This window comes from Xanthomonas sp. NCPPB 3218 (assembly GCF_056725185.1).
The window spans coordinates 3,334,885-3,358,031 of the sequence record NZ_CM161516.1; the positions used below are offsets into that span (position 1 = coordinate 3,334,885).

The 23,147-nt window shown below is 67.3% G+C and carries 22 protein-coding genes and 1 other RNA gene; 8 read left to right on the forward strand and 15 right to left on the reverse strand.

Going from position 1 to position 23,147, the window contains the following annotated elements; all coding sequences use genetic code 11:
- Positions 1 to 15: 15 nt before the first annotated feature.
- Together AC1PLS_RS13805 and AC1PLS_RS13810 are read right to left on the reverse strand one after the other, a co-directional pair.
- Positions 16 to 834: a MipA/OmpV family protein gene (locus AC1PLS_RS13805; RefSeq protein ID WP_311542206.1), complete on the reverse strand. Its 819-nt coding sequence runs from the start codon at positions 832 to 834 to the stop codon at positions 16 to 18.
- Positions 835 to 870: 36 nt separating this feature from the next.
- Positions 871 to 2,325 carry an efflux transporter outer membrane subunit gene (locus AC1PLS_RS13810; protein ID WP_184431685.1) on the reverse strand — a complete coding sequence of 485 codons (1,455 nt, stop codon included), beginning with the start codon at positions 2,323 to 2,325 and terminating at the stop codon, positions 871 to 873.
- A gap of 106 nt (positions 2,326 to 2,431) precedes the next feature.
- On the opposite strand from AC1PLS_RS13810, the gene AC1PLS_RS13815 reads away from it, so the two are divergent.
- Both AC1PLS_RS13815 and AC1PLS_RS13820 read left to right on the forward strand, forming a co-directional pair.
- On the forward strand, positions 2,432 to 3,121 hold the full coding sequence (locus tag AC1PLS_RS13815) for a response regulator (RefSeq protein WP_104554009.1): 690 nt from the start codon (positions 2,432 to 2,434) through the stop codon (positions 3,119 to 3,121).
- A complete protein-coding gene (locus tag AC1PLS_RS13820; protein WP_481103781.1) occupies positions 3,118 to 4,311 on the forward strand; it encodes a sensor histidine kinase in 1,194 nt (397 codons plus the stop codon). Before AC1PLS_RS13815 ends, AC1PLS_RS13820 begins: the two co-directional genes overlap by 4 nt.
- A gap of 62 nt (positions 4,312 to 4,373) precedes the next feature.
- On the opposite strand, the gene AC1PLS_RS13825 is transcribed toward AC1PLS_RS13820, so the two are convergent.
- The 3 genes from AC1PLS_RS13825 to rraA all read right to left on the reverse strand — a co-directional run bounded on the left by AC1PLS_RS13825 (position 4,374) and on the right by rraA (position 8,085).
- Complete coding sequence (locus AC1PLS_RS13825; RefSeq protein ID WP_104554007.1) at positions 4,374 to 5,639, reverse strand: cation:proton antiporter; 1,266 nt, start codon at positions 5,637 to 5,639, stop codon at positions 4,374 to 4,376.
- Positions 5,640 to 5,969: 330 nt separating this feature from the next.
- On the reverse strand, positions 5,970 to 7,562 hold the full coding sequence (locus AC1PLS_RS13830; RefSeq protein ID WP_184378722.1) for a serine hydrolase: 1,593 nt from the start codon (positions 7,560 to 7,562) through the stop codon (positions 5,970 to 5,972).
- 22 nt (positions 7,563 to 7,584) lie between these two features.
- On the reverse strand, positions 7,585 to 8,085 hold the full coding sequence (gene rraA / locus AC1PLS_RS13835) for a ribonuclease E activity regulator RraA (protein WP_184378724.1): 501 nt from the start codon (positions 8,083 to 8,085) through the stop codon (positions 7,585 to 7,587).
- Positions 8,086 to 8,361: 276 nt separating this feature from the next.
- On the opposite strand from rraA, the gene AC1PLS_RS13840 reads away from it, so the two are divergent.
- Positions 8,362 to 9,195, forward strand: a complete 834-nt coding sequence (locus AC1PLS_RS13840) for a DUF72 domain-containing protein (RefSeq protein WP_184378726.1) — start codon at positions 8,362 to 8,364, stop codon at positions 9,193 to 9,195.
- 37 nt (positions 9,196 to 9,232) lie between these two features.
- Positions 9,233 to 10,180, forward strand: coding sequence for a DMT family transporter (locus AC1PLS_RS13845; protein ID WP_024939754.1), 948 nt, complete (start codon positions 9,233 to 9,235; stop codon positions 10,178 to 10,180).
- Between the two features lie 88 nt (positions 10,181 to 10,268).
- Here AC1PLS_RS13845 and AC1PLS_RS13850 read toward each other — a convergent pair whose 3' ends face one another.
- From AC1PLS_RS13850 to AC1PLS_RS13865, 4 genes are all read right to left on the reverse strand, one after another.
- Entirely contained in the window at positions 10,269 to 11,393 is a 1,125-nt protein-coding gene (locus AC1PLS_RS13850; RefSeq protein ID WP_202397395.1) for a GGDEF domain-containing protein, read from the reverse strand.
- Positions 11,394 to 11,467: 74 nt separating this feature from the next.
- Positions 11,468 to 12,190 carry a pseudouridine synthase gene (locus AC1PLS_RS13855; protein WP_039522315.1) on the reverse strand — a complete coding sequence of 241 codons (723 nt, stop codon included), beginning with the start codon at positions 12,188 to 12,190 and terminating at the stop codon, positions 11,468 to 11,470.
- A 48-nt stretch (positions 12,191 to 12,238) separates the two neighbouring features.
- Complete coding sequence (locus AC1PLS_RS13860; RefSeq protein WP_184378728.1) at positions 12,239 to 14,644, reverse strand: putative bifunctional diguanylate cyclase/phosphodiesterase; 2,406 nt, start codon at positions 14,642 to 14,644, stop codon at positions 12,239 to 12,241.
- 273 nt (positions 14,645 to 14,917) lie between these two features.
- Positions 14,918 to 16,852, reverse strand: coding sequence for a DEAD/DEAH box helicase (locus AC1PLS_RS13865; RefSeq protein ID WP_184378729.1), 1,935 nt, complete (start codon positions 16,850 to 16,852; stop codon positions 14,918 to 14,920).
- A gap of 172 nt (positions 16,853 to 17,024) precedes the next feature.
- On the opposite strand from AC1PLS_RS13865, the gene AC1PLS_RS13870 reads away from it, so the two are divergent.
- From AC1PLS_RS13870 to AC1PLS_RS13885, 4 genes are all read left to right on the forward strand, one after another.
- Complete coding sequence (locus AC1PLS_RS13870) at positions 17,025 to 17,450, forward strand: RNA polymerase sigma factor (RefSeq protein WP_184378731.1); 426 nt, start codon at positions 17,025 to 17,027, stop codon at positions 17,448 to 17,450.
- Positions 17,451 to 17,477: 27 nt separating this feature from the next.
- Positions 17,478 to 18,125, forward strand: a complete 648-nt coding sequence (locus AC1PLS_RS13875) for a hypothetical protein (RefSeq protein WP_184378733.1) — start codon at positions 17,478 to 17,480, stop codon at positions 18,123 to 18,125.
- 152 nt (positions 18,126 to 18,277) lie between these two features.
- Positions 18,278 to 18,520, forward strand: coding sequence for an RNA-binding S4 domain-containing protein (locus AC1PLS_RS13880; RefSeq protein WP_024939760.1), 243 nt, complete (start codon positions 18,278 to 18,280; stop codon positions 18,518 to 18,520).
- On the forward strand, positions 18,517 to 18,837 hold the full coding sequence (locus AC1PLS_RS13885; RefSeq protein WP_046343502.1) for a hypothetical protein: 321 nt from the start codon (positions 18,517 to 18,519) through the stop codon (positions 18,835 to 18,837). The genes AC1PLS_RS13880 and AC1PLS_RS13885 overlap by 4 nt, the downstream gene beginning before the upstream one ends.
- A 210-nt stretch (positions 18,838 to 19,047) precedes the next feature.
- On the opposite strand, the gene ubiM is transcribed toward AC1PLS_RS13885, so the two are convergent.
- From ubiM to AC1PLS_RS13915, 6 genes are all read right to left on the reverse strand, one after another.
- On the reverse strand, positions 19,048 to 20,226 hold the full coding sequence (gene ubiM / locus AC1PLS_RS13890; RefSeq protein ID WP_184378735.1) for a 5-demethoxyubiquinol-8 5-hydroxylase UbiM: 1,179 nt from the start codon (positions 20,224 to 20,226) through the stop codon (positions 19,048 to 19,050).
- Positions 20,227 to 20,257: 31 nt separating this feature from the next.
- A non-coding RNA gene (locus tag AC1PLS_RS13895) (sX9 sRNA) lies at positions 20,258 to 20,333 on the reverse strand.
- 200 nt (positions 20,334 to 20,533) lie between these two features.
- Entirely contained in the window at positions 20,534 to 20,935 is a 402-nt protein-coding gene (locus AC1PLS_RS13900) for an MAPEG family protein (protein ID WP_065049842.1), read from the reverse strand.
- A gap of 25 nt (positions 20,936 to 20,960) precedes the next feature.
- Positions 20,961 to 21,470, reverse strand: a complete 510-nt coding sequence (locus AC1PLS_RS13905; RefSeq protein ID WP_104543378.1) for a DUF4019 domain-containing protein — start codon at positions 21,468 to 21,470, stop codon at positions 20,961 to 20,963.
- Positions 21,471 to 21,618: 148 nt separating this feature from the next.
- Positions 21,619 to 21,867, reverse strand: a complete 249-nt coding sequence (locus AC1PLS_RS13910; protein WP_054591543.1) for a hypothetical protein — start codon at positions 21,865 to 21,867, stop codon at positions 21,619 to 21,621.
- A gap of 64 nt (positions 21,868 to 21,931) precedes the next feature.
- Positions 21,932 to 23,104 carry a COG3904 family protein gene (locus tag AC1PLS_RS13915; protein WP_104543380.1) on the reverse strand — a complete coding sequence of 391 codons (1,173 nt, stop codon included), beginning with the start codon at positions 23,102 to 23,104 and terminating at the stop codon, positions 21,932 to 21,934.
- Positions 23,105 to 23,147: the final 43 nt, after the last annotated feature.

Sequence of the window (23,147 nt, forward strand, 5' to 3'; positions counted from 1 at the left end):
CCTGCCATGTGCCGCTCAGCGGCTGTAGGTCACTGCAACCGTGCCGCCGACAAAACTGCGGCGTGCAACCAGCGGGCTGTCCGTGGCGTTGTCCGCATAGCGGGTGCCGGTCACGCTCACGGTGGTGGCCCAGTGATCGCCCAGCGCATGCGTCCAGCTGCTGCCCACCGCGGCGGCATACACGCCGGAACCGGTATGGAAGGCCTGCCAGCGCGTCCGCGCCGCCTGCGCGTCGGTGACCCCGAAGTAGGCCTGGTTGAAGCGACGATCGCCGGCATGCACATCCAGATCCAGCGTCACCGTGTCGCTGGCGCCATGCAGCAGGGTGAACTCCACGCCGGCGCGATAGCGGTTGCGCCGTGCGTCCTGCTTGAGCGCGAATTCGGCTTCCGCGTTGACGTTCATGTACGGCGTGATCCGCTGCATCACCAGTGTGCGTGCGGTGAGAGACCCCGGTACATCGCCCATGCCGGCCAGCACGCGCGAACCCGGACGCCAGTCGCTGTCGCGTTGCAGGCGGCCCAGGTCGTAATACAGCGACTGCGACAGATAGAAGCCGGAATCGCTCTGGAACTGCAGACCCGCACCACGCGCGGTGTCGAAGAACAGCATGCCGCGCTGGACCACCAGCACCGGGTTGGCCTGCACGCGCGCGCGCTCGGCGCCGGCATACCGCGGTGCCGCAACCGCTGCCGCGCCCGCGGTGAGATCGGTGTGGTCACCCAACAGCCGCGAGCTGCCGGTCAGATCGGTCTGCGCATGCGCAAGGCATGGCAGCAGCAGGCTGGCAACGAACGGCCAGGCACGCAGTGTGGTGTCACGAGGCAGCTGCATGGAAAACAGGATGGCCATGAAAATCTCCGTCAGCGATCAGGAAAGGGATGGCAGGCAAACGCCGTAGAACGCCTGAAACAGGGCAATCCGGCTCAACAGGCGTTGGCGTGCGGTGGTCAGGTAATCCAGTTGCACCTGCGTGGCGCGCAGGCGCTCGGTCAGCAGCGTGGTGCGATCTTCCAGGCCTGCGTCCACGCGCCTGCTGAGCCGTGTCATGCGCGATTGCTCACGTTCGGCCTGCGCCCGTGCACGCGGTTCGGAGTCGGCCAGGGTGGCGTGCGCGTCGAGCGCATCGGCGACCTCGCGGAAGGCGGACTGGATCGCCTGTTCGTAGGCCGCGACATCGGCGCGCTGGCGCAGCTGCGCCAGGGCGAGATTGGAGCGGTTGCGGCCTCCGTCGAACAACGGCAGGTTCAATTGCGGGCTGAAGCTCCACATGCCGTGGCCGGCGGAAAACAGCCCGTTCAAGCCATCGCTGGCAGTGCCCACGCTGCTGCTCAGGGTGATCGATGGAAAGAACGCGGCGCGTGCGGCGCCGATGTCGGCGTTTGCCGCGCGCAGTTCCAGCTCCGCCTGCTGGATGTCCGGGCGTTGCAGCAACAACGAGGAATCCAGCGCACGCCACGCCGTGCTGGGTGTATCTGCGGCAATCAGGCGCTGCAGGTCGCCCGGCACCGGCAAGCTGTCGTAGCCAACCAGCAGTTGCAGCGCGCGCAATGCCGCAGCGTGGTCGTCGGCGCCCTGCAAGGCCGCGGCATGGGCCTGATCGGCCTGACGCTGCTGGCCATCGCGCTGGTCGCGCGCGATCAGCCCAATCCGGTACTGCCGCTGTGCGATGGCCAGCAGCGCAGCACTGTCGGCATCGGCTGCTTGCAGCTGCTGCAGCGCCTGGCTGCTTGCGCGTTCGATGGTGTAGGCGCGCAGCACCTCGGCAACCAGCGCGCCCCGGGCCGCATCGCGCCCATGGGTGCTGGCCAGATAGCGCTGCCGCGCCGCCTCGGACATGGCCTGCAGCTTGCCGAAGAAGTCCAGCTCGAGATTGCCGATGCCGGCGTTGGCAACGACCAGATCCTGCCCGTAGCGCGCGTTCAGGGCCGGATCGTCGAAGCGCTGCCGCACCTGTTGTGCACCCACGCCGATGCTTGGCACGCGCGCGGCGCGCTCGATGCGGTACTGCGCCCGTGCCTGCTCCACCTGCAAGGCGGCGCGACGGAAGTCGCTGTTGTGCGCAAGCGCGCGTTGCAGCAACGGCCGCAGATCGCGATCCGGTGCGAACGCCTGCACAAACGCGTGTTCCTGCAGATTCAGCTCGATCCCCACCGGCTCGCTCGGTCCCACAGCGGCCACCGCCTGCTGGCTGCCGAAGGTGCCCGGCACGGTCACCGCCGATCGCTGGTAAGTCGGCGTCAATGAACAGCCGCCCAGCAACATGGCGATTGCCGCATTACGCAGGGCGCGGAAACAACGAGGCGCGGTCATTTGTGGAATCATGATGTCGGAGCACACGAGCCAATCTCGACCGACATCCTCGACCTGCAGCGTCCAGGTTGTTTTCGGGAATTATCCAGATTTGATCGAGACGACAGGGCACCACGCCATGACAGGCAAAAAGGTTCTGCTGGTGGAAGACGATGCAGACAGCGCCAGCATCCTGGACGCCTATCTGCGTCGCGACGGCTTCGACGTTGCCATCGCCGGAGACGGCGAGCGGGCGATTCACCTGCATCGTCAGTGGGCGCCGGATTTGGTGCTGCTGGATGTGATGCTGCCCAAGCTCAGCGGTATCGAAGTGCTGTCGGCGATCCGCCGCGCCAGCGATACGCCGGTCATCATGGTCACCGCCATCGGCGACGAGCCGGAGAAGCTGGGCGCACTGCGCTATGGTGCCGACGACTACGTGGTCAAGCCGTACAGCCCCAAGGAAGTGGTGGCGCGCGTCCATGCAGTGCTGCGCCGAAGCGTGGCGGTGCGTGCGCCGGGCGAGCCGCTGCGGCATGGCCGCCTGAGTGTGGACCTGGCTGCAGTGGTGGCCACCGTGCAGGACCCGGCCGGGGCTCAGCTGGCACTGGACCTGACCCCGACCGAATTCAACCTGCTCGCCATCCTGCTCAAGACGCCGTTCAAGGCATTCACCCGCAGCGAACTGCTCGACGCCTGCCTGCCCGACAGCGATGCACTGGAACGGGTGGTGGATTCGCACATCCACAACCTGCGCCGCAAGCTGGAGGTGCACGGCATCACCGGCGTGCTGGTCACCGTGCGCGCGGTGGGATACCGCTTCCAATGAATGCCCTGCGGCGCTTCAACGCCTGGCGCCGGCAAGCGCCGCTGTGGATGTGGGTGGGTGTGCGGATGAGCGCACTGGCAGTGGTGACCGTGGTGGTGATCGCCTTCGGCATGTGGTGCTACTTCAACCTGCGCGACAGCCTGATCCTGGGCAAGCTGCCGGCGGCGGCCCGCACCGAAATCGAACAACTGCGCGAACAGCCGGTCGCCAACGAGGCACGCCTGTGGCAACTGCTGCAGCAGTACTACGATGTGGAAAATTTTCTGCCCGGGCTGGCCAACCCTGACTGGTGGACGCTGTGGGCCATGGTCGCCCTCTCCATCCCGGTGATCCTGGTCTGCGGGCTGCTTGCATCGCGTCCGTTGTCGCGGCAATTTTCCCAGGTGGCCAGGGCCGCGCATCGGGTCAGCGATGGCGACTTCGGCGCACGCGCGCAGGTGGTGGCAGGCGCACCGGACGAGCTCACGGCGCTGGCGGACGACTTCAACGCCATGGGCGGCAAACTGCAGCAGTACGAACGCGAACTGCGCGAGTCCAGCGCAATGCTGGCACACGAACTGCGCACCCCGCTCAACGCAGCGATGGGCCGCGTACAGGGCATGCTGGACGAGGTCTTCCCGCGCGATCCCGAGCAATTGCGCCTGGTCCATCGCCAGCTGGAACAGATCAATCGGCTGATCGGCGACCTGCATCTGGTGTCGCTGGCGCGTGCCGGCCAGCTGGTGCTGGAGCCGGACAGTTTCGATCTGCATGAGCTGATTGCCGAGCGGGTGGAATGGGCAGGCCCGACAATCCGCGCGTTGCAGACGACGGTCACCGCGCCGGCACCTTCCGGGCTACGCGTCTGCGCCGACCGCCATCGCCTGGGCCAGGTGTTTTCCATCCTGATCGACAACGCACTGCGCTACGCCGCCGCAGGCAAGGTGCTGGATATCGAGCTGCGCCGCGATGGTGCGCATGTGCTGGTCACGCTCGGCGACCGCGGCCCCGGCGTGGAGCCTGCGCAGCTGCCGCACCTGCTGGACCGCTTCTGGCGCGCGGACAGTTCACGCGCGCGCCATTCCGGTGGCAGCGGCCTGGGCCTGGCGATCGCCTCGGCCATCTGCCAGGCGCACGATGGCTGCTTGATCCTGGGCAATCGCGTCGGCGGCGGGTTGCTGGCCAGCGTGCAACTGCCGTTGTCGCGCTGAGGCGTTCGCGCGGTTGCGCCGCAGCGTTTGCGGCTGCCTGGCATGCCAGGCCGCTGCGAGCATCAACGCTGCTGCAGGCTCGGCACCGCAGCGGTCACATCGGCATGGCGACGCATGATCCAGTTGAACAGCGGCGTGGCCATCAGCGTGGAGAGGATCGCCATCAGCACCAGCACCGAGAACAGGCCTTGTTCGATCACGCCGGCCTGCAACCCGATGTTGATGATGATCAGTTCCATCAAACCGCGTGCATTCATCAGCGAGCCGATCGCCATCGCATCGCGGTTGTTCTCGCCGGTGATGCGTGCGGCGGCCCAGCAGGCCAGTCCCTTGCCGATGAACGATGCGGCCAGAATCGCCACGCCGGCCAGCATGATCTGCGGCTGCAGCAGCACGCTCAGCTGCGTCTTCAAGCCGGAATAGGTGAAGAACATCGGCAGCAGGAACACCACCACGAACGGCTGCATCATCTCGCGCAACTTCTCGGTCAACGCGCCCCTGGGCAGGCAGACGCCGAGCAGGAAGCCGCCGAAGACTGCATGGATGCCGATCGCATCCATCGCCCAGGCGCTGAGGCAGAACAGCATCAGGATGACTGCCAACACGCCATTGCTCAGCGGTTGGTCCTGCACCACGTAACGCTCGAGACGACGCAGCAGATGCCGGCCGACAAAGATCATGAACGCCGCATACGCAACGCCGCCGCCGATGGCCAGATAGGCGCTGCCCCAGCTGCCGCCGAAGCTGGCCAGCACCACGGCAAGAATGCACCAGGCCGCCGCATCGTCGAACGCACCTGCAGTGAGCGCCAGCGTGCCCAACGGGCTATTGGTCAGCCCGCGCTCGTGGATGATGCGCGCCAGCATCGGGAAGGCGGTGATCGCGATGGCCGCGCCCAGGAACAGCGAAGCCTCCATCAACTTGGCTTTTTCCGAGAACAAGCCCTCCACGTTGATCAGCCACGGACACATCGCGAAGGCCAATGCGAACGGCACCGCGATCCCGGCCAGCGACACGCTCATCGCACTGCGATAGCGTGCGCGGAAATGATCGCTGCGGAAGTCGGTGCCGACCAGGAACATGTACAGGCCCACGCCGAACTGGGCCAGCACATACAGCACGTCCAGCGTCTGCTTGGGAAACAGCGCCGCCTGCACATCCGGCAGTAATATGCCGAACAGCGACGGACCCAACGCCACGCCGGCAATCATCTCGCCGACTACCTGCGGCTGCCCCACCCGCTTGGCCAGCAATCCCACCAGACGACAGATCAGCAGGATCACCGCAGCCTGCAAGAAGAAATACACCGACATCTGCGGAGTGGTCATGCGTTGGGCAACATCCCTGAGAAGTGCGCGGATCATAACGAGCCGTGCCGGCCGGCGATAGCATCGTGCAGCTGGCGCCAACGCGCCGGCGGGCGTCGGCACACCCGCCTGCAGCGGCAGGCCCGACCACGTGACGCATGCCCGCCGAGCCCGGTAGCCGGCACGCGCCGTGATCAATGCATGCTGCAGCGCGCATTGCGGCGCAGATGACACCCGAAAGCCCTGCAACCGGTTGGGGATGGCGTGGACGCCACCCCGATACTACATTGGCCGCTGGCCACTAGACGCTCCGTGCAGTGACCGTGCCCCGCTTGCAGGACGAGTGATGTGTCACTTGTGTCCCGTTTGCTCCGCTGCCACCGGCGTCAACACCAGGTCCTGGAAATCGAAGCTGAAATCGGTCAGCGGCGAGATCGCCTCCATCCGCATCTCGCGCACCGCACCATCCGGGGTCAGCGCGAAATTGACGAAGGCATCGGCATTCAGGCTGCGATCGTCCCAGCGCACGATGAAGCTGTCGTGCTGCCAATGCTCCAGCGTGCCGATCAATTGCGCGGTCTTGGAAAACTGCAGACGCAGGCGCTTGCCGTCCTGACGGATCACCACGTCGCCGTACCACGGGTCGCGATAGGTCGCCGCATAGCTGCGCAGCGGCAGCGACGGCGTGGAGCGCGCCACGCGTGCGTCCTGATGCTTCTTCCAGCTGGTGTCCGCATCGCCATCGGCCTTGGCCACCGCCTTGGCATAGGCGGCGGTCCAATCGGTGGCCGGCACCTGCAGGAATGCATCCAGCACCTGCAACGTCACCGCATTGAAGGCCGCACCGATCTCCTGATTGGTCAGCACCACCACGCCCAGCTGCTGGTCGGGCACCAGCGTCAGCCGCGACACCATGCCCGGCCAGCCGCCGGTGTGCCATACCAGCCGATGGCCGCGGTAGTCGCTCAGGCTCCAGCCCTCACCGTAGCCGGCAAAATTGGGGCGTGCCGCCGCCAGCTCCGGCACGGCCGGGTCGGCAATCGCAATCGGCGTGATCATCGACCACATCTCCTGCTGCCGTTTGGCACTGAACAGCGGCGTGCCATCGGGCAGGACGCCGCCGGCCAGTTGCACCTTCATCCACAACGCCATGTCGTGCGCGCTGGAATAGATGCCGCCGGCACCGGAGTTGTTGGACCAGGTCAGCGGCGCGACCGTGCGCAGCTCGGTGAAGTCGTACTTGGCATGGCCCACGGCCGCGTTGTCACCCGGTTGCAGATGGTCGGCATTGAAGCGCGTACCGCGCATGCCCACCGGGGCGAAGATGCATTGCTGCAGAAACGCCGCATAGGTCTGCCCGGAGACCTGCTCGATCACCTTCTGCGCCACCGCATACAGGATATTGTCGTAGGCGTAGCGATCGCGGAAACCGCCCTTCAGCGGCACCTTGGACAGGCGCTGCACCACTTCGTCGGTGCTGTAGCTGGTGGTCGGCCAGAACAACAGATCGCCCGCGCCCAGGCTCAGGCCGCTGCGGTGCGCGAGCAGATCGCGCACACGCATCTCGCCGCTGACGTACGGGTCGGACATGCGGAACCACGGCAGGTGGTCGATGACCTTGTCGTCGAGCGAGAGCTTGCCCTCGTCGGCCAGGATCGACAGCGATGCGGCAGTGAAGGCCTTGGTGTTGGAGGCGATCGCAAACAGCGTGTCGGCCTGCACCGGCGCAGGCTTGCCGATCTCGCGCACGCCGTAGCCGCGCTCCAGCACCACCTGCCCATCCTTGACGATGGCCACCGCAATGCCGGGCACATCGAACTGCTTGCGCACGCGTTCCATCTGCGCGTCGAACTGCTGCATGCCGGCGGGAAGCTCGGCCGCCTGCGTCGTCACCAAGCTTGCCAGCATCAGCACGCCTCCACTCAGCCATCGGTTCACGGTCACTGTCGCACGTCCTCTCATTCGCTCAGGTCGATCCGCCGGCACTGTCCAGCGACAGCGGCAGCAGTGCCACCAACACGCCGTTGCCATCGGCATACAGCCAATGGCCGGGCACGAAGGCCACGCCGGCAAAATTCACCGGCACATCCACATCACCCAGATCGCGGCGCTCGGTGCGGCGCGGGCAGGCGCCCAGCGCCAGCACGCCCAGCGGCAGCGTGGCCAGGATCTCCACATCGCGCACGCAGCCATGGATCAACACGCCGGCCCAGCCGTTGGCGACCGCCTGCATCGCGATCTGGTCGCCCAGCAGCGCGTGCTTCAACGAACCCTGCCCGTCCACCACCAGCACGCGGCCGTCGCCAGGCGTGGAGGCCAGCTCGCGCACCCGCGAGTTGTCCTCGAAACAGCGCACGGTGACGATCGGCCCGGAGAATGCCGCACGTCCGCCATAGGAGCGGAACAGCGGTTCGGCGATGCTCACCTCGGGAAAGCGGTCACACAGATCGGGCGTGGTCCAGGTCATCGCTGCGGTCCGAAAGTGGCGATCTCCGATGGTAGCGGCATGGCCGCGTCCGCGTAAGCGCTGATCGCCCCGCCGGCTGGCCGGGTGGTGCCTGCATCGAGTGCACAAAGCTGCATGCCGCCGCGCGCCAACGGCCGCGCCTGCCTGGCAGTGCGCAAGCGGTTTGGCAGCCGCCGCTTTGCTGCGGAGCCGGCAGGGCTATCATCTGGGCGGCTTGCCACATCTGTGCGTCTGCGAACATGCCAGGCGCGCGCTCACGCCAACGTGGAATCTGTCATGACCGATCTGTTCGCCGCCACCCCGCCCGCGCTCGATGGCATCCACGTCGGTATCGGCGGCTGGGTGTATGCGCCATGGCGGGAGGGGATGTTCTATCCGCAAGGGCTGGTGCAGCGCCGCGAGCTGGAATACGCAAGCCGCCACGTCACCGCCATCGAGATCAACGGCACGTATTACGGGACGCAGAAACCGGCCACCTACGCGAAGTGGCGCGACCAGGTGCCGCCCGGGTTCGTCTTCTCGGCCAAGGCACCGCGCCGCATCACCCAGTCGCGCAGACTGGCCGGCACCCAGGCGCAGGTGGACGACTTCATCGGCGGCATTGTCGAGCTCGGCGACACGCTGGGGCCGCTGGTGTGGCAGTTCGAACAAGGGCATCGGCTGCAGGCCGACGACCTGGACGCCTTCCTGTCGTTGCTGCCCAAACGTGCCGGCAAGCGCGTGCTGCGCCATGTGCTGGAAATCCGCGACCACGAGGCAGTGGATGCCGCGCTGCTGGCATTGGTGCGCCGGCATGGGGTGGCCACGGTGTTCACCGATTCGGACGAGCATCCGTCCTTTGCCGATCTGTCCACCGACTTTGTCTATGCGCGGCTGATGCGCAGCCAGGCGCGCCTGCATGCCGGCTACCCGGCGCCGGCACTGGCGCGCTGGGCCGAGCGCATCCAGGCCTGGCGGCGCGGCGACGATGTGGCGGACCTGCCGCATGTCGACGCATCGACGCACCCCGCAGCCACGCCGCGCGAGGTGTTCGTGTTTTTCATCAGTGCTGCCAAGGAGCGCAATCCGGCCGCGGCGATGGCGTTGCTGCAGGCGTTGGGGGCGCGCTGACAGGGGCGTTGCGTCGCGTCTTCGGCGACAATGGCGCATGCCCACGACCGACCTGCGCAAGGCGCAACTGCAAATCCATTTCTGCGTCCTGCTCTGGGGCATCACCGCGATCCTGGGCAAGCTGATCACGCTGCCCGCGTTGCCGTTGGTGTGGTGGCGCATGTTGATCGTGGTGGTGGCGCTGGCGCTGTTGCCGCGGGTGTGGCGCGGACTGCGCGGGTTGTCCGGACGCGTGGTGCTGGGCTATTGCGGCATCGGCGCCCTGGTGGCCCTGCACTGGCTGACCTTCTACGGCGCGATCAAGCTGGCCAATGCCTCGGTGGCGGCGACCTGCATTGCACTGGCGCCGGTGTTCACCGCCGTGATCGAGCCATGGGTGACGCAACGCCCCTTCCGCCCGCGCGAACTGCTGTTCGGCCTGGCAGTGCTGCCCGGCGTGGCGCTGGTGGTCGGCGGGGTGCCGGATGGCATGCGTGCCGGCGTGGTGGTCGGCGCGATTTCGGCGGTGTTCGTCGGCCTGTTCGGCTCGCTCAACAAGCGCATGGTCGCGCATGCCGACCCGCTCACCGTCACCGCACTGGAGCTCGGTGCCGGCACGTTGACCCTGACGGTGCTGGCGCCGGCCATGCCGTTGTTGCTGCCGTCGCTGCATGGCGACCTGATGATCATCCCCAGCCTGCACGACGGCGTCCTGCTGCTGGTGCTGTCGCTGGCCTGTACGCTGCTGCCGTTTGCGCTGGCCCTGGTGGCACTGCGCCATCTCAGCGCCTACTCGGTGCAGCTGGTGACCAACCTGGAACCGGTCTACGCCATCGTGCTGGCGATCGCCCTGCTCGGCGAGCAACGCGAGCTGACCCTGCAGTTCTATCTCGGCGTGGCGATCATTCTCGGCGCGGTGTTCCTGCATCCGGTGCTGGAACGCCGGCGCAAGATCGTGCATCCGGAGCTGCTCGGCACTGCCGAGGCGAAGAACATCGTCGACTGACCGCACGGCGCAACCAACAAACGCCACCGTCGCAGCGGCCCAGGCCGCGACCGACCTTATCGATGACGCACCCGCGTGCGCACGCCACCTACCCCAACGCCACCACCTGGTCGCGCCCGCCACGCTTGGCCGCATACAGAGCCTGGTCGGCGCGCTTGATCACCGCGTCCACGCTTTCCTGCGGATGCAGCGTGGCCACGCCGATACTCACCGTCACCGGCAGCGCGATCGTCATCACCGCCACGCTCTGGCGCAGGTATTCGCACTGCACGCGCGCCTGCAGCAGATCCACGTTGGGCAGCAGCAGCACGAACTCCTCGCCGCCATAACGCGCAATGGTGCCGGCACCGGCCACATGCGCACGCAGCAACGCCGACAGTTCGCGCAGCACCACATCGCCCTGGTCGTGCCCATGCACGTCGTTGACGGTCTTGAAGTGGTCCACGTCCAGCAACGCCACCGACAACGGCTGGCCTGCCGCACGCGTCTGTTCCATGGCCGCGGCCAAGGCCACTGAAAACGCGCGTCGATTGGGCAAGCCGGTCAGCGGATCGGTGCGGGTCTGCTCGACCAGATCGGCATTCAGCGCGTCCATCTGCGCGTAATAGCCGGCCAGCTGCTGCTCGTACCATTCGCGCTCGTGCAGTTGCTGGCGCAGGCGCTTGCCGGCCAGGCGCAGTTCCAGCAGATGCGCGGCCTGCCGCGACAATGCCTGCAAGGCGGCACGCTGTTCTTCGCGCAGATGCGCCGGGGTCTGGTCGAAGACGCAGAGCGAGCCCAGCGCCATGCCCTCGCTGGTCACCAACGGCGCGCCGGCATAGAAGCGTACCGCCGCGCTGCCGGTCACCATCGGATTGTCGTGGAAGCGCGGGTCGAGCAAGGTGTCGTCGACCATCATCACTTCATCCGGGCGCAGGATCGCATGCGCGCAGAACGAGATGTCGCGCGATGCCTCGCTGCGCGGCGCGCCATGTGCGGACTTGAACCATTGCCGCTGTTCGTCCACCAGCACCACCGCCGCCATCTGCGTCTCGCACAGCGTGGACGCAATCATGGTGAGGTCGTCGAAGGCACGCTCGGGCGGCGAATCCAGCACTTCGTACTGACGCAGCGCTGCAAGCCGCTCGGCTTCGTTGTCCGGCAATGTCGGTTTGATCACTCTGCCCGCTCCCCAGCTGGCTGTCGGCGGCGGAAGTATGACCGAGCCGGTCATGCACGGCCATCGGGTTGCGCCTGCGCAGCCGATGCACCGTGCTGTTGCGGTTCAGTCCAACGCGCGAGAAACGCTCACCAGTCGGTGCGTTGCGGCAGCAGTCCACGCAACTCCGCATCGCTGAGGTTGCGCCACTGCCCGGGCTTGAGCGCGGCCAGCTTGATGTTGTCGATGCGCACCCGGCGCAGCTGGGTCACGCGGTAGCCGAATTCGGCGGACATCAGGCGGATCTGCCGGTTCAAGCCCTGCTCCAGCACGATGCGGAAGCCGAACTTGGCGATGCGCGCGGTGCGGCACGGCAACGTGGTCTCGTTGTGGATGCGCACGCCACGCGCCATGCCGCGCAGGAATTCGTCGGTGACCGGCTTGTTGACCGCCACCAGATATTCCTTCTGGTGGCGATTTTCCGCGCGCAGGATCTCGTTGACGATGTTGCCGTTGCTGGTCATCAGGATCAGACCTTCTGACTCCTTGTCGAGCCTGCCGACCGGAAAGATGCGCTGCTCGTGGCCGACGAATTCGACGATGTTGCCCTTGACCGAACTTTCGGTGGTGCAGGTGATGCCCACCGGTTTGTTGAGCGCGATGTAGACATGCTTGCGGCCACCTGGCTTGCTGGCGGCGCGCGTGCGCAGCGGCTGGCCGTCCACCAGCACGGTGTCGTCCTCGCCCACCACCGCACCGGTGCCGGCAACCACGCCATTGACGGTGACCCGGCGTTCGCCGATCAGGCGATCGGCCTCGCGGCGGGAGCAGAAGCCGGTTTCGGCGATGTATTTGTTGAGTCGGGTCGTCATCGGCCGATTATCGGCGATTTGGAGCGACGCGCGTGCACCAATCTGCGATCAGGACAGCGCCAGCAGCGGCTGCCCGGCATGCAGCAGCTCGTCCAGCGGGCATGGACGATGCAGGCTGAAACCCTGCACCTGGCCGACACCGGCCTCGCGCAGGCCGGGAATGTCCGCCTCCGACTCAACGCCCTCGGCCACCACTTCGATCCCCAGCGCAAGGCCCACCTGCGCGATCGAGTGCACTGCCGCGCGGTCCACCGCGTCGTGCGCGTAGTTGCGCACGAAGCCGCAATCGATCTTGAGGACATCCACGGTGAACTGCTTGAGATAGCCGAACGAGGCCAGGCCGTTGCCGAAATCGTCCAGCGCCACATGGCAGCCGCGCGCACGCACGCTCTGCACGAAGCGCTGCGCGTGCTCCAGATCGCCGATGACGGCGGTCTCGGTGATCTCCATGCACAGCTTGGGCACCAGGCTCGGGTAGCGCTCGAACAAGGACCACACGAAATCGAGAAAATCCGGTTGCGCGATCGACTGCGCAGACAGATTGACGTGGCACAGATCCAGCGTGGCCACATGCATCGGACTGGCCGCCAGCTGCGCGCACAGCGTTTCCAGCACATGCACGTCGACCATGCGCCCCAGGCCGTAGCGCTCAACCGCAGGCAGGAATTCGCCTGGGCTCAGCACCCGCCCGTCGCGCGCGCGCATGCGCACCAGCACTTCGTACTGCAGGCGTTCCGGATCGCTCAACACCTGGATCTTCTGCGCATACAGCAGCAACCGGTCCTCGGCGATCGCCTGCTGCACCGCGCTGATCCAGCCGCCGTCGTGGCGCCGCCGCGCCAGCGCCAGATCGTTTTCGCCGAAGCAGCGAATGCGGTTGCGCCCTTCTTCCTTGGCCGCATGGCAGGCCAGATCGGCGGCGGTCATCAAGGCATTGACGTCGCTGGCGCCCTGGCGGATTTCCACCACGCCGAAGCTGCAGCTCGGCGTCAGCGGCCGTCCGCCCTGGTGGCTCCACGGCTGACCCAGCACCGCATGCATGCGCTCCAGCAAGGTCTGCGCCTGCGCCAGATCGGTATTGGCCAGCAGGATCGCGAACTCGTCGCCGCCCAGCCGCCCCAGCCAGTCGCCGGGGCGCAACTGCATGGTGATCACGTCGGCGAAGTGGCACAGGAACTTGTCGCCCACCGCATGCCCGAAGGTGTCGTTGACCAGCTTGAAGTGATCCAGGTCGACGAAGCACAGCGCGTGGCAGAGCTGCAGCGATTGCGGCGGCTCGATCAGGCGCAGCAGCCGGCGTTCGATCTCGCGGCGGTTGATCAGGCCGGTCAAGGCATCGTGGCGCGCATGGAAGGCGACTTCATCGGCCAGTTCGTGCGCATGCGAGACGTCTTCGATCACTGCCAGCACCAGGGTCGGCTCCTCCGGGCCGGGCTCCACCAGCGACGCGCTCCAGCGCCCCCACATCACCCCGCCGTCGGCGCGCAGCAAGCGCCGCTCGCCGGACTGCAGCAGTGTCGGCCAGTCGATCAGGCCGCGGCTGTCCAGTGCGATATGGTCCGGATGCAGCACCTCGGCCAGCGTGCAGGCCTGCAGTTCCTCCGGCCGGTAGCGCAGGATGTTGGCCATCGCGGCATTGGCATCGAGCACGCGGCCGCGCAGGTCGAACTTGACCATGCCCAGCGCCGCCTGCTGAAACGCGGTGCGGAAGCGGCCTTCGTGCGAGAGCAGATAATTGCGGATGCGGCGCATCGCCAGCACGCAGGTGATCAGCACCAGCAACAGGGTCGCCAGGCTGCAGACCACCATCACATCGTGCAGCAGCCGCGCGCAGCGGACCAGCAGCGACTGGAACTGCGCGGTATCGCCGCGCATGCGGCCGTCGAGCAGGTGCAGCTCGTCGCGCAGGGCCTGCAGCGCGCGCGGATCCGGGCGGCTGGCGGCCTGCACGGAGGCGGCCCGGTCGGCCAGGGTGCTCAGCTGCAGCAGGTCGGCGTCGGTGTGTTTCCACATCGCGATGGCGTCGCCCAGATACGGAAAGACATGGCCGTAGCGATACAGCCGCACCATCTGCGGCATGTCCTCACGGGCATTGCGGCCGGCGGCCAGCCCGGCATGGACCGCAGCCCAGTCGATCACCGGCTGCTCGACCGCCTCGCGTGCCGCGCGGTCGCCGAGCGGCACTTCCAGCGCCCGACAGGCGGCCTGCAGGTCGGCCGGATCGCCGCTGCCCAGGTAGCGCTCCAGCCAGTACACCGACTCCTGCTGGGCATTGGACCAGTGGCTCTGGCCGACGATCCAGGCCATTGCCCCGGACTGAATCTCGATCACCAGCGCCGAGAGCACCGCCATGCTGACGGCCATGCCGATCAACAAGGCCAAGGGAAGCGTCAGCCAGCCGCGCATCAGGTGCATGGTCCGCCCACCGCTCGTGCCGCCCGCCATCTGCGCCATTGTCATCCTCGCCCCCCCTGCTGCTGCCCAATGCGATTCAGGCGCCCAGTGGGCGCCTGAAGGCAGTAGCGGCCGCAACGGCGCAGTCTGTATGGCTGCGCCCGCCCGGCCACGGTCGGCGCGGAACTTAGCATGGCTAACAGGGTACTGCCGACAATCGCTGCGGTGCCGGCGCATGACGCGCGTACACCGCTATGCATCGATAAGCATAGCGACTGCGGCGACCGGCCGGATCGGCCGGGCAGCCGCACGCCGCTGGGTTGTCAGCGGTGCTTACTCGCCGCGGGGCTTGGGCGGGCCCTTGCGATGCGGCGCGCCGGCGCGGTCCATCGGACGGTTCGGGCCATTCGGGCGACCGGACGGCTTGCCGCTGCGCGGGAAGCGCGGCTTGGACGGCGACGCGGCCGCCTCGCCTTCTTCCAGCTTGCGCATGTTGAGCTGCTGGCCGGACACCCAGACCTTCTTCAGGTGCGTCAGCAGTTCGCGCGGCATGTCGGCCGGCAGGTCCAGGATCGAATAATCGTCCTGGATGTCGATACGGCCGATATAGCGGCTTTCCAGGCCGGCTTCGTTGGCGATCGCGCCGACGATGTTGGCCGGCTTCACGCCGTGGGTGTGGCCCACTTCGATGCGGTAGCTCTCCATGCCGAACTCCGGCTCGCCACGCGGGGCAACCGGATCGCGACGCGGACGCTCGGCGCCCGCGCCATCGCTGGCGAACGCCGGACGTTCCGCACGCGGCGGGCGTGCCGCACGCTCGCCATCGGCACGCGGGCCACGCTCGAACTTCGGCTCGAAGCGCGGACGCTCGCCGCGATCGTTGCGGTCGCCGCGATCGTTGCGCTCGCGCGGTGCAAATTCCTCGCGTGCACCGCGCACCGGCGGGGTCAGCAGGAACGGCGCATCGCCCTGCAGCAACTTGGCCAATGCTGCAGCGATATCGATCGCCGGTACGTTGTTCTCGCTCTCGTAGCGCTGCAGCAGATCGCGATACATCTCGATCTGGCCGCCGGCCAGGGTCTCGGTGATGCGGGTCATGAAACGTGCCACGCGGGTGTCGTTGACCGCATCCACGCTCGGCAGCTGCATTTCTTCGATCGGCTGGCGGGTGGCGCGCTCGATCGCGCGCAGCATGCCCTTCTCGCGCGGGGTGACGAACAGGATCGCATCACCGTTGCGGCCGGCACGGCCGGTACGGCCGATGCGGTGCACGTAGCTCTCGGTGTCGTACGGGATGTCGTAGTTCAGCACATGGCTGACGCGCTCCACGTCCAGGCCGCGCGCAGCCACGTCGGTGGCGACCAGGATGTCGAGCTTGCCGTCCTTGAGCTGGGCAATGGTCTTCTCGCGGGCGGCCTGCTGCATGTCGCCGTTGATGGCCGCCGCGGCCATGCCGCGTGCCTGCAGCTTCTGCGCCAGCTCTTCGGTGGCAGCCTTGGTGCGCGCGAAGATGATCATGCCGTCGAACGGCTCGACCTCGAGAATGCGGGTCAGTGCGTCCAGCTTGTGCAGGCCGCTCACCCACCAGTAGCGCTGGCGGATATTGGCCGAGGTGGTGGTCTTGGCCGCGATGGTGACTTCGGCCGGGTCCTTCAGATAGGTCTGCGCGATGCGGCGGATCGCCGGCGGCATGGTCGCCGAGAACAGCGCCACCTGGCGCTTCTCCGGCAACTTCTTCAGCACCGCTTCGACGTCGTCGATGAAGCCCATGCGCAGCATTTCGTCGGCTTCGTCCAGCACCAGCGTCTTGAGCTGGGACAGGTCCAGCGTGCCGCGGTCCAGGTGATCGATCACGCGGCCGGGGGTGCCGACCACCACATGCACGCCGCGCTTAAGCGCGCTCAGCTGCTGGGCATAGGGCTGGCCGCCGTAGACCGGCAGCACGCGGAAGCCGGGAATGGCTTCGGCATATTTCTGGAACGCCTCGGCGACCTGAATGGCCAGCTCGCGGGTTGGGGCCAGCACCAGCGCCTGCGGCTTGAGCTGGTTGAGGTCGGCATTGGACAGCACCGGCAGCGCGAACGCGGCGGTCTTGCCGGTGCCGGTCTGCGCCTGGCCGAGCACGTCGCGGCCGGCCAGCAGCGCGGGGATGGTGGCGGCCTGGATCGGCGACGGCGACTCATAGCCGACGGCGGCAACCGCCTTCATCACAGCGTCTGAGAGGCCGAGGTCTGCAAACAGCAGCGGCGCGGGAGATTCTTGGGTCATTGGGTAACTCCGGAGGCGCCGCACGGAGCCGGCAGGCGCAAAGCAGCATAGTGTGCGCCCTCAGGCCCCCTGCTGTCGAAATTTCCGTGACAGTCCGTTCAGCTTGTGAGGATTTGCCCGCTGCGGCGAATCATCTCCTCGACCCTTGTCATCCACCCACCCGGCCGGAGCCATGTCCCTGGAAACAGACCTGCACACCCGCTTCAACGCTCTGCTGCAGCAGCACCGCGGCATCGTCCTGAAGGTCGCGACCAGCTATTGCTGGAACCCGGACGACCGCGCCGAGCTGGCGCAAGACATCACCGTGCAGTTATGGCGCGCGTTCCCCGGCTACGACGCCGGCCGGCGCTTTTCCACCTGGATGTACCGCATCGCCTTGAACGTGGCGATCAGCGATCTGCGCGGCCGCAGCCGCGCGCAGCAGGTCGCCGCACTCCACGGCTTCATCGCCCACCTGCCGCCGCTGGAACGCGCCTTGATGCTGCTGTACCTGGATGCGCACAGCTACCGCGAGATCGGCGAGGTGCTCGGCATCAGCGAGACCAATGTCGCCACGAAACTCAGCCGCCTCAAGGCGCGCATCCGCGCCGAACTCTGACCACCCACTTCGCCCAAGGAACATTCGATGGAACTCGACGACATGCAACGCGCCTGGCACGCGATGGAACACCGCCTGGATCAGCACAGCACGCAGATCGGCCACATCGTCGGCCAGGTGCGTGGCCACGCGGCGCGCACCAGCCTGCGCCCGCTGTGGCTGAGCCAATCCGCGCAATTGCTGTGCGCCGTGGCGCTGCACGTCGTGATCGCGCGCAGCTGGCTTGCCCACACCGATCAGGCTGCGGCCATCATCGGCGGCGTGCTGCTGCAGCTGTGGAGCATTGCACTGGCGATCTCCGCACTACGGCAGCTGCAGCTGCTGGCGCAACTGGACTTTGCCGGACCGCTGCTGCCGACGCAGCGCGCGCTCGCGCAGCTGCGGCGCTGGCGCACGCGGGTGGCCCCGTGGCTGGGCGTGGCGTTCTGGGTGCTGTGGGTGGCCGTGGCCGACGCCGGCTGGCGCGGGCTGACCGGCCTGACCCTGCCGCACGACTGGCTGATGCTCAATCTGTTGGTGGGTGTATTCGGCGGTATCGGCACCTGGCTCGGCTATCGACGGCTGCAGCGCAAACGCCATCCGTGGCTGGAGCGCATCGACAACGCGCATGCCGGGCCTGGCGTCGTGCGCGCCGAAAGCATGCTGGACGAGATTGCACGCTTTCGACGCGAATAAGCGTGCCGCCCCGCACCGCGTCTCCGGCGTCGTGTCCGCCGCTGGCGCGCCTGCGTCGCGCACGACTCCACCTGCCGGGGCTGCGTTCGGCACGGTGGTGTTGCCGGCTGCGACAGGCGGATAATCGCCGTCTTCCTGTCACCGAGCGCACCATGCAATTTCTGGAATTCGACCTGGACGGCGAGTACATCGAACTCAACCAGTTGCTCAAGCTGGCGGGTATTGCCGACAGCGGTGGGCAGGGCAAGGCGATCGTCGCCAGCGGCGCGGTCAGCGTCGATGGCGTGCAGGAATTGCGCAAGACCGCCAAGATCCGCCCCGGCCAGTGCGTGCAACTGGACGATGTGGAGATCCGCGTGCTGGCGCTGGACCCCGATGCGGAGCCGGCAGAATGAGCGTGGTGCAGGTCAGCTGGCGCAACAACGCGCCCTCGGCTGAAGACCCGGACCACGATGTCTATATTTTCTCGATCGACGTCGATTCACCCACGCCGTTCTGGTTCGAGCAGTCGATCCGTGGCGGTCACGCCGAGCGCGGCGGTTGCAGCATGCTGGCCTTGCACGAGCTGGAAGCCTGGCCCGGCGGCTGGCGCGCAGACGTGACCAAGGCCGGCTGCGCCTGGGTCATTCCACTGCTGGAAGACGCCTTGCGCAGCGGCGATGCGCGCAGCGCGATCGATGCGATTCTTGCGCGGGTCAACACGCCGGCCTGATGGCTGCGTGCCCGATGCGGCGCGTGTGACGAAAGCCGACCTCATGCAAATCCGGCCTGATCGAGCCCATCGATTGCCGAACGAGCACCCGCGAACGGGCCGCTGACCGCATTGCCCGCCCGCATGTCGAACACCGTTACAAGCCACTGCGCGTGAGGACCACAGCGCAGCGCTGCACGCACTGTGCCTCCCTGCTCCCACTTCGATACGTCAGACGCTGCGCTGGGTCAGATGCGCCGCAATCGCCTGCTTGAACGGCGCCACCGCATGCGCCGCACGCAAGGCACCACGTCGCAGCAGGCGGGCCGGCGCACGGTCGTCGGTATACAGCGCGGCCAATGCGTTGGTCGCTTCATACAGCGGCCGCGTCGCCAGCCGGTGCGCCCGCTCGTAGCCCTGCAGCAGGGCCGCAGCCCCGATGTCGCGCCCAGCGGCGGCAGCGGCGCGCACACGCTCGGCCAGGCGCGCCTGGCTCTGCAATCCGAAATTAAAGCCGTGCGCGGTGACCGGGTGCATGCCCACCGCCGCATCACCGATCAACGCGGCACGCTCGGCGATAAAGCGTTGCGCATAGGCCGCCACCAGCGGATAGGCATGCCGGCTGCCGTCCTGCTGCATCGGCCCGAGCCGATGCTCGAACGCCTCGGTCACTGCCGCACTGAAGTCAGCCGCCTCCATCGCCAGCAAGGCCTCCACCTGTCGCGGCGGCAGGGTCAGCACCGCACCGGCGCAATTGCCCTGCAGCGGCAACAACGCCAGCGTCTTGCCGTAGCCAAACCACTCCCAGGCGGCATGCCGGTGCGGCAGCGCATGCCGCATCCGGCACACCAGCATGGTCTTGCCGAAATCACGCAGCTGCGCACCAATGCCGAGCAGGCGCCGGGTGCTGGAAAAGCGACTGTCGGCCGCCACCAGCAGCCGCGCCGCCACCGTTTCCCCATCGGATAACTGCAGCACCACGCGGTCGCGCTGCTGCTGCACGGCCTGCAGCGTGCAGGCACAGCGCACCTCCAACGCAGCTTGCGCCTGCACCGCCTGCCAGGCCGCGCGACGGATCAGATGATTGGGAACCAGCCAGCCCAGATCGCCGGCACCACGCGCGGAGGCGGCGAAGGTCAGCGCGAAGTGCGAATGTCCGTCCATGACGCGGGCGTCGCGCAGTGGCGAGATCGCATCGGCGGGAAACTGCGGCCAGATGCCCAGTTGCTCCAGCAGTGCACGCGAGGCATGGGTCAGCGCGATTTCGCGTCCGTCGAAGGCCGGCTCGGCCAGCTGCGCGCGCGGCTGCTGGTCGACCACCAGCACCGACAGGCCACTGCCGGCCAACGACCGCGCAAAACTCAGGCCGACCGGCCCGGCACCAATGACTGCGACATCCACCGATTGCATGCCACGCTCCTTCACCACCAAGACCCAGAGGAGCTAACAAGACCTCGCATGCAATGGTCAGCTGGATGCGGTCGGCGCAGAGCAACCGGCATGTCCGCGTGGCACCTGCCGCATCGAGCACGCACGCATGGCGGTAAGCGCAGCCGTCTTGGTAGCGGCTCTCAGTTTAATGGCAGTGGTGCTGGCCGGCCTTGATCAGGATCAAGCAGCGACCGAGCAGGCGAACCACCGCAGTCACGGGCGTGCAGCTTGTCGCTGCGTTTTCTCAGCCAATAACCACAGGCTAGCGCACGCAGCCCGGCCTGCGTCACCAGCCCAGCAACGCCCGCACCAGCTTGACGATGCCCCAGAACGACACCACCCAGATTGCGCTGCGCAGGTAAGGAATGCCTGCCGCATACGCCGGCACGTAAGCCACGCGCGCCCACAGGTACAGCTGCACGCCCAGTGCGGTGTCTGCATTGGTACGCCCGGCAACGCTCACCGCCAGTACCGCAGCAGCGAAGATCGGGAAGGTCTCCTGATAATTGCGGAAGGCGCGATCCAGCCGCGCCGCGACGCCGGTCAGGGGCTTGGGGTCGCCATCGCGGGCACTGGCATTCCATTTGGTCCCGCGCTGGGCGGTCATGCTGGCCGAGGCGGCCAGCAGTTGCACCAGACCGAGCACCATGGCCCAGCCCAGCATCTGTAGTTCGATGGTCAGTTCCACGCGGGTCTCCCGATGAGCTGCAAGATCACTTGATCGACGCGCGCAGGCTGTAACCGGCGAGACGCCAGGTCTTGTCCTCGTCCAGGCGGAACGACACCAGCTCGCGCACCGGCTGCTGGGCCTTGGCAAACCGGGTCGGGAAGCTGACGTTGACGTACAGGCCTTCGGGCACCTGCGCGCCGGCAGCGTATTTGACCCGTGTCACCGAGCCCTGCCCGCGTCCGACCACCGCCCCCAGCCGCGCACGTTCGGCGCCGATCTGGCTCACGAAGACATCGCGCTTGACCGCGGTCTTGGCGACGCTGGAGGCGCCATCCCACAGCGAGGCCACCTGGTTGGCGTCGACCATCTGCGCCACCCGCAATGCCGCCTGGGTCATCTCGGTGTTCTGTTTGGTCAGCTGCGCCTGCTGCGCCGGGCTGGCCGTGGGCGCCGCCTGGGGAGCGGCGGCCGGACGTGCAGCCGTCTGCGGCTGTTGCGCCAGGACCAGCGAGGGAGCCAACAGCAGTGCGGCAAGCAGACGAGGACGGAGCATGGGGCAGATGACCTTGTGCGTAGCAAACGGATGGGAACCGCCGCGGGGTTCGCGACGGGTGCGGCAGTTTAAGACCTGCGCTGCATGGTGAGGTGAGTGTGCAAGCGACGCGAGCCGGGTGCCGGGAACGCACGCCTTGACTCAAAAATCAGATGTCGCCGCCGGGCGGAACCGCCGCGACACCACGCGGCCGCCACAGTCGCCAACTGACCCACAGTGCGCGCGCGATGGCCGCGATCAGGGCCGCCAGGCTCAGCCACACCGCCAGCGTCGCCGGCCACTGCACATGGCTGGCCGCAGCGATCACCTGCAGCAGTTCGGCCACGCCAAATCCGGCCAGCACCAGCAGCGCCGATGGCAGGTATGCCAGCGCAACGCCTTTCGTCTTTCCAAGCATGTCGCCCCCCGGCTCCGTGGTATGCCGCGACCATAGGCAGCCGGCAGTGCGGTGGGTGTGAAGCTCAGCCCTCGCCCTGGGTGGGGTCCGTTGCGGGCTCGGCAGCCGACTCTGCGGCCGGTGCCGCAGTTGGCGCTCCTGCCTCCGCGTCGGCCGCCGGCGCGGCCTGCGCTGCGGCGGTGGCCGGCAGCGCGGCGGCATCGGTTTCGGCCAGCGGGCTTTCTTCCGGGCAGGCCGCATCCGGGAAGCCGAAGCGCTGCTTCAAGGCCAGGCCGCAGGCGTTGACCGCCTCCAGATCGGCGCCCTCGCCCTTGCACTTCTGGTCGAAGGCAACCAGAAACGCGTCCTTGCGGCGCACGAAGGCGTCGCCGCACTTGCGCATCTGGCGGATGCGCTCCAGGTCGTCCTGCACCGCGTTGGTGCCATCCAGCCCGTACTCGCGCAGCTCGTCCATCGTCAGCAGGCGCAGGCTGCGGTTGGGCACGGTCATCATCAGGTCGGCCACCGCCACCGCCACGCCGTTGCGCTCCAGATAATCCTTGACGTTGCCGTAGACCTCGCGCAATTCGCGATTGAGTTCCGCGCGCGAGGTGGCCTTGGAACTGATCCGCATCATGCGGTGGATGCCGACCTTGCCGGCCACCAGCCGGTTGTCGCCGGCGGCCAGCACGAACACGCAGGCGCTGTGGCAGATCGAGCCTTCGCGCACCCAGATGGTCCAGTTGGATTCGCCGATGACATCGCCGGCGCGAATCGCCGCTTCCACCTGCCCGCCACTGGAATCCAGGTCCAGGATGCGATGCGGCAGCCGCAGTTGCTCGGCCACCGCGGCCAGCCGCCACACCAACGCAGCAAAGCCGGCGTTGATCTTGCCGGCGTAGCGCACCCGCAGCAGGCCGGTGTCGCGACACGGCGCCAGCGCCGCCTCCACGCTGGCGCGGTCCAGCGCCGGCAGCAGCGTGCCGTCGCCGGCTTCGCTGCTGTAATCGGTGGCGCAACTGATCCAGGCCTTGCCCGCGTCCAGCTCCGCCTGCGGCCAGCTGGCTTCGCCGGCCTGTGCACGCGGCCGCGGCGGCGGCGCCACCGGCTCGGGTGTATCCACCGACACCATATGGTCGCCATCGCCCTGCCCCGCGCCGCTCTGCTGCGTCGCGGCGGCATCGGCCGAGGTACTGATGCGGTCGCAGGCCGCCAGCGCCAGCACGCATGAAAGGGACAGGCAGAGCAGTTTCAGCATGATGTTAGGCAACGGACCGCGACGGAGATCACCCTCAGTCTAT

What these genes read in the sequence shown, in the direction of transcription:
- AC1PLS_RS13850 (WP_202397395.1), bottom strand. Translation starts at nt 11,393, where the DNA reads ATGACCGGCTCGGTCATACTTCCGCCGCCGACAGCCAGCTGGGGAGCG.
- AC1PLS_RS13825 (WP_104554007.1), bottom strand. Translation starts at nt 5,639, where the DNA reads ATGACCACTCCGCAGATGTCGGTGTATTTCTTCTTGCAGGCTGCGGTG.
- AC1PLS_RS13880 (WP_024939760.1), top strand. Translation starts at nt 18,278, where the DNA reads ATGCAATTTCTGGAATTCGACCTGGACGGCGAGTACATCGAACTCAAC.
- AC1PLS_RS13820 (WP_481103781.1), top strand. Translation starts at nt 3,118, where the DNA reads ATGAATGCCCTGCGGCGCTTCAACGCCTGGCGCCGGCAAGCGCCGCTG.
- AC1PLS_RS13855 (WP_039522315.1), bottom strand. Translation starts at nt 12,190, where the DNA reads ATGACGACCCGACTCAACAAATACATCGCCGAAACCGGCTTCTGCTCC.
- AC1PLS_RS13815 (WP_104554009.1), top strand. Translation starts at nt 2,432, where the DNA reads ATGACAGGCAAAAAGGTTCTGCTGGTGGAAGACGATGCAGACAGCGCC.
- ubiM (WP_184378735.1), bottom strand. Translation starts at nt 20,226, where the DNA reads ATGCAATCGGTGGATGTCGCAGTCATTGGTGCCGGGCCGGTCGGCCTG.
- AC1PLS_RS13805 (WP_311542206.1), bottom strand. Translation starts at nt 834, where the DNA reads ATGCAGCTGCCTCGTGACACCACACTGCGTGCCTGGCCGTTCGTTGCC.
- AC1PLS_RS13870 (WP_184378731.1), top strand. Translation starts at nt 17,025, where the DNA reads ATGTCCCTGGAAACAGACCTGCACACCCGCTTCAACGCTCTGCTGCAG.
- AC1PLS_RS13840 (WP_184378726.1), top strand. Translation starts at nt 8,362, where the DNA reads ATGACCGATCTGTTCGCCGCCACCCCGCCCGCGCTCGATGGCATCCAC.
- rraA (WP_184378724.1), bottom strand. Translation starts at nt 8,085, where the DNA reads ATGACCTGGACCACGCCCGATCTGTGTGACCGCTTTCCCGAGGTGAGC.
- AC1PLS_RS13860 (WP_184378728.1), bottom strand. Translation starts at nt 14,644, where the DNA reads ATGGCGCAGATGGCGGGCGGCACGAGCGGTGGGCGGACCATGCACCTG.
- AC1PLS_RS13875 (WP_184378733.1), top strand. Translation starts at nt 17,478, where the DNA reads ATGGAACTCGACGACATGCAACGCGCCTGGCACGCGATGGAACACCGC.
- AC1PLS_RS13845 (WP_024939754.1), top strand. Translation starts at nt 9,233, where the DNA reads ATGCCCACGACCGACCTGCGCAAGGCGCAACTGCAAATCCATTTCTGC.
- AC1PLS_RS13915 (WP_104543380.1), bottom strand. Translation starts at nt 23,104, where the DNA reads ATGCTGAAACTGCTCTGCCTGTCCCTTTCATGCGTGCTGGCGCTGGCG.
- AC1PLS_RS13810 (WP_184431685.1), bottom strand. Translation starts at nt 2,325, where the DNA reads ATGATTCCACAAATGACCGCGCCTCGTTGTTTCCGCGCCCTGCGTAAT.
- AC1PLS_RS13885 (WP_046343502.1), top strand. Translation starts at nt 18,517, where the DNA reads ATGAGCGTGGTGCAGGTCAGCTGGCGCAACAACGCGCCCTCGGCTGAA.
- AC1PLS_RS13910 (WP_054591543.1), bottom strand. Translation starts at nt 21,867, where the DNA reads ATGCTTGGAAAGACGAAAGGCGTTGCGCTGGCATACCTGCCATCGGCG.
- AC1PLS_RS13905 (WP_104543378.1), bottom strand. Translation starts at nt 21,470, where the DNA reads ATGCTCCGTCCTCGTCTGCTTGCCGCACTGCTGTTGGCTCCCTCGCTG.
- AC1PLS_RS13865 (WP_184378729.1), bottom strand. Translation starts at nt 16,852, where the DNA reads ATGACCCAAGAATCTCCCGCGCCGCTGCTGTTTGCAGACCTCGGCCTC.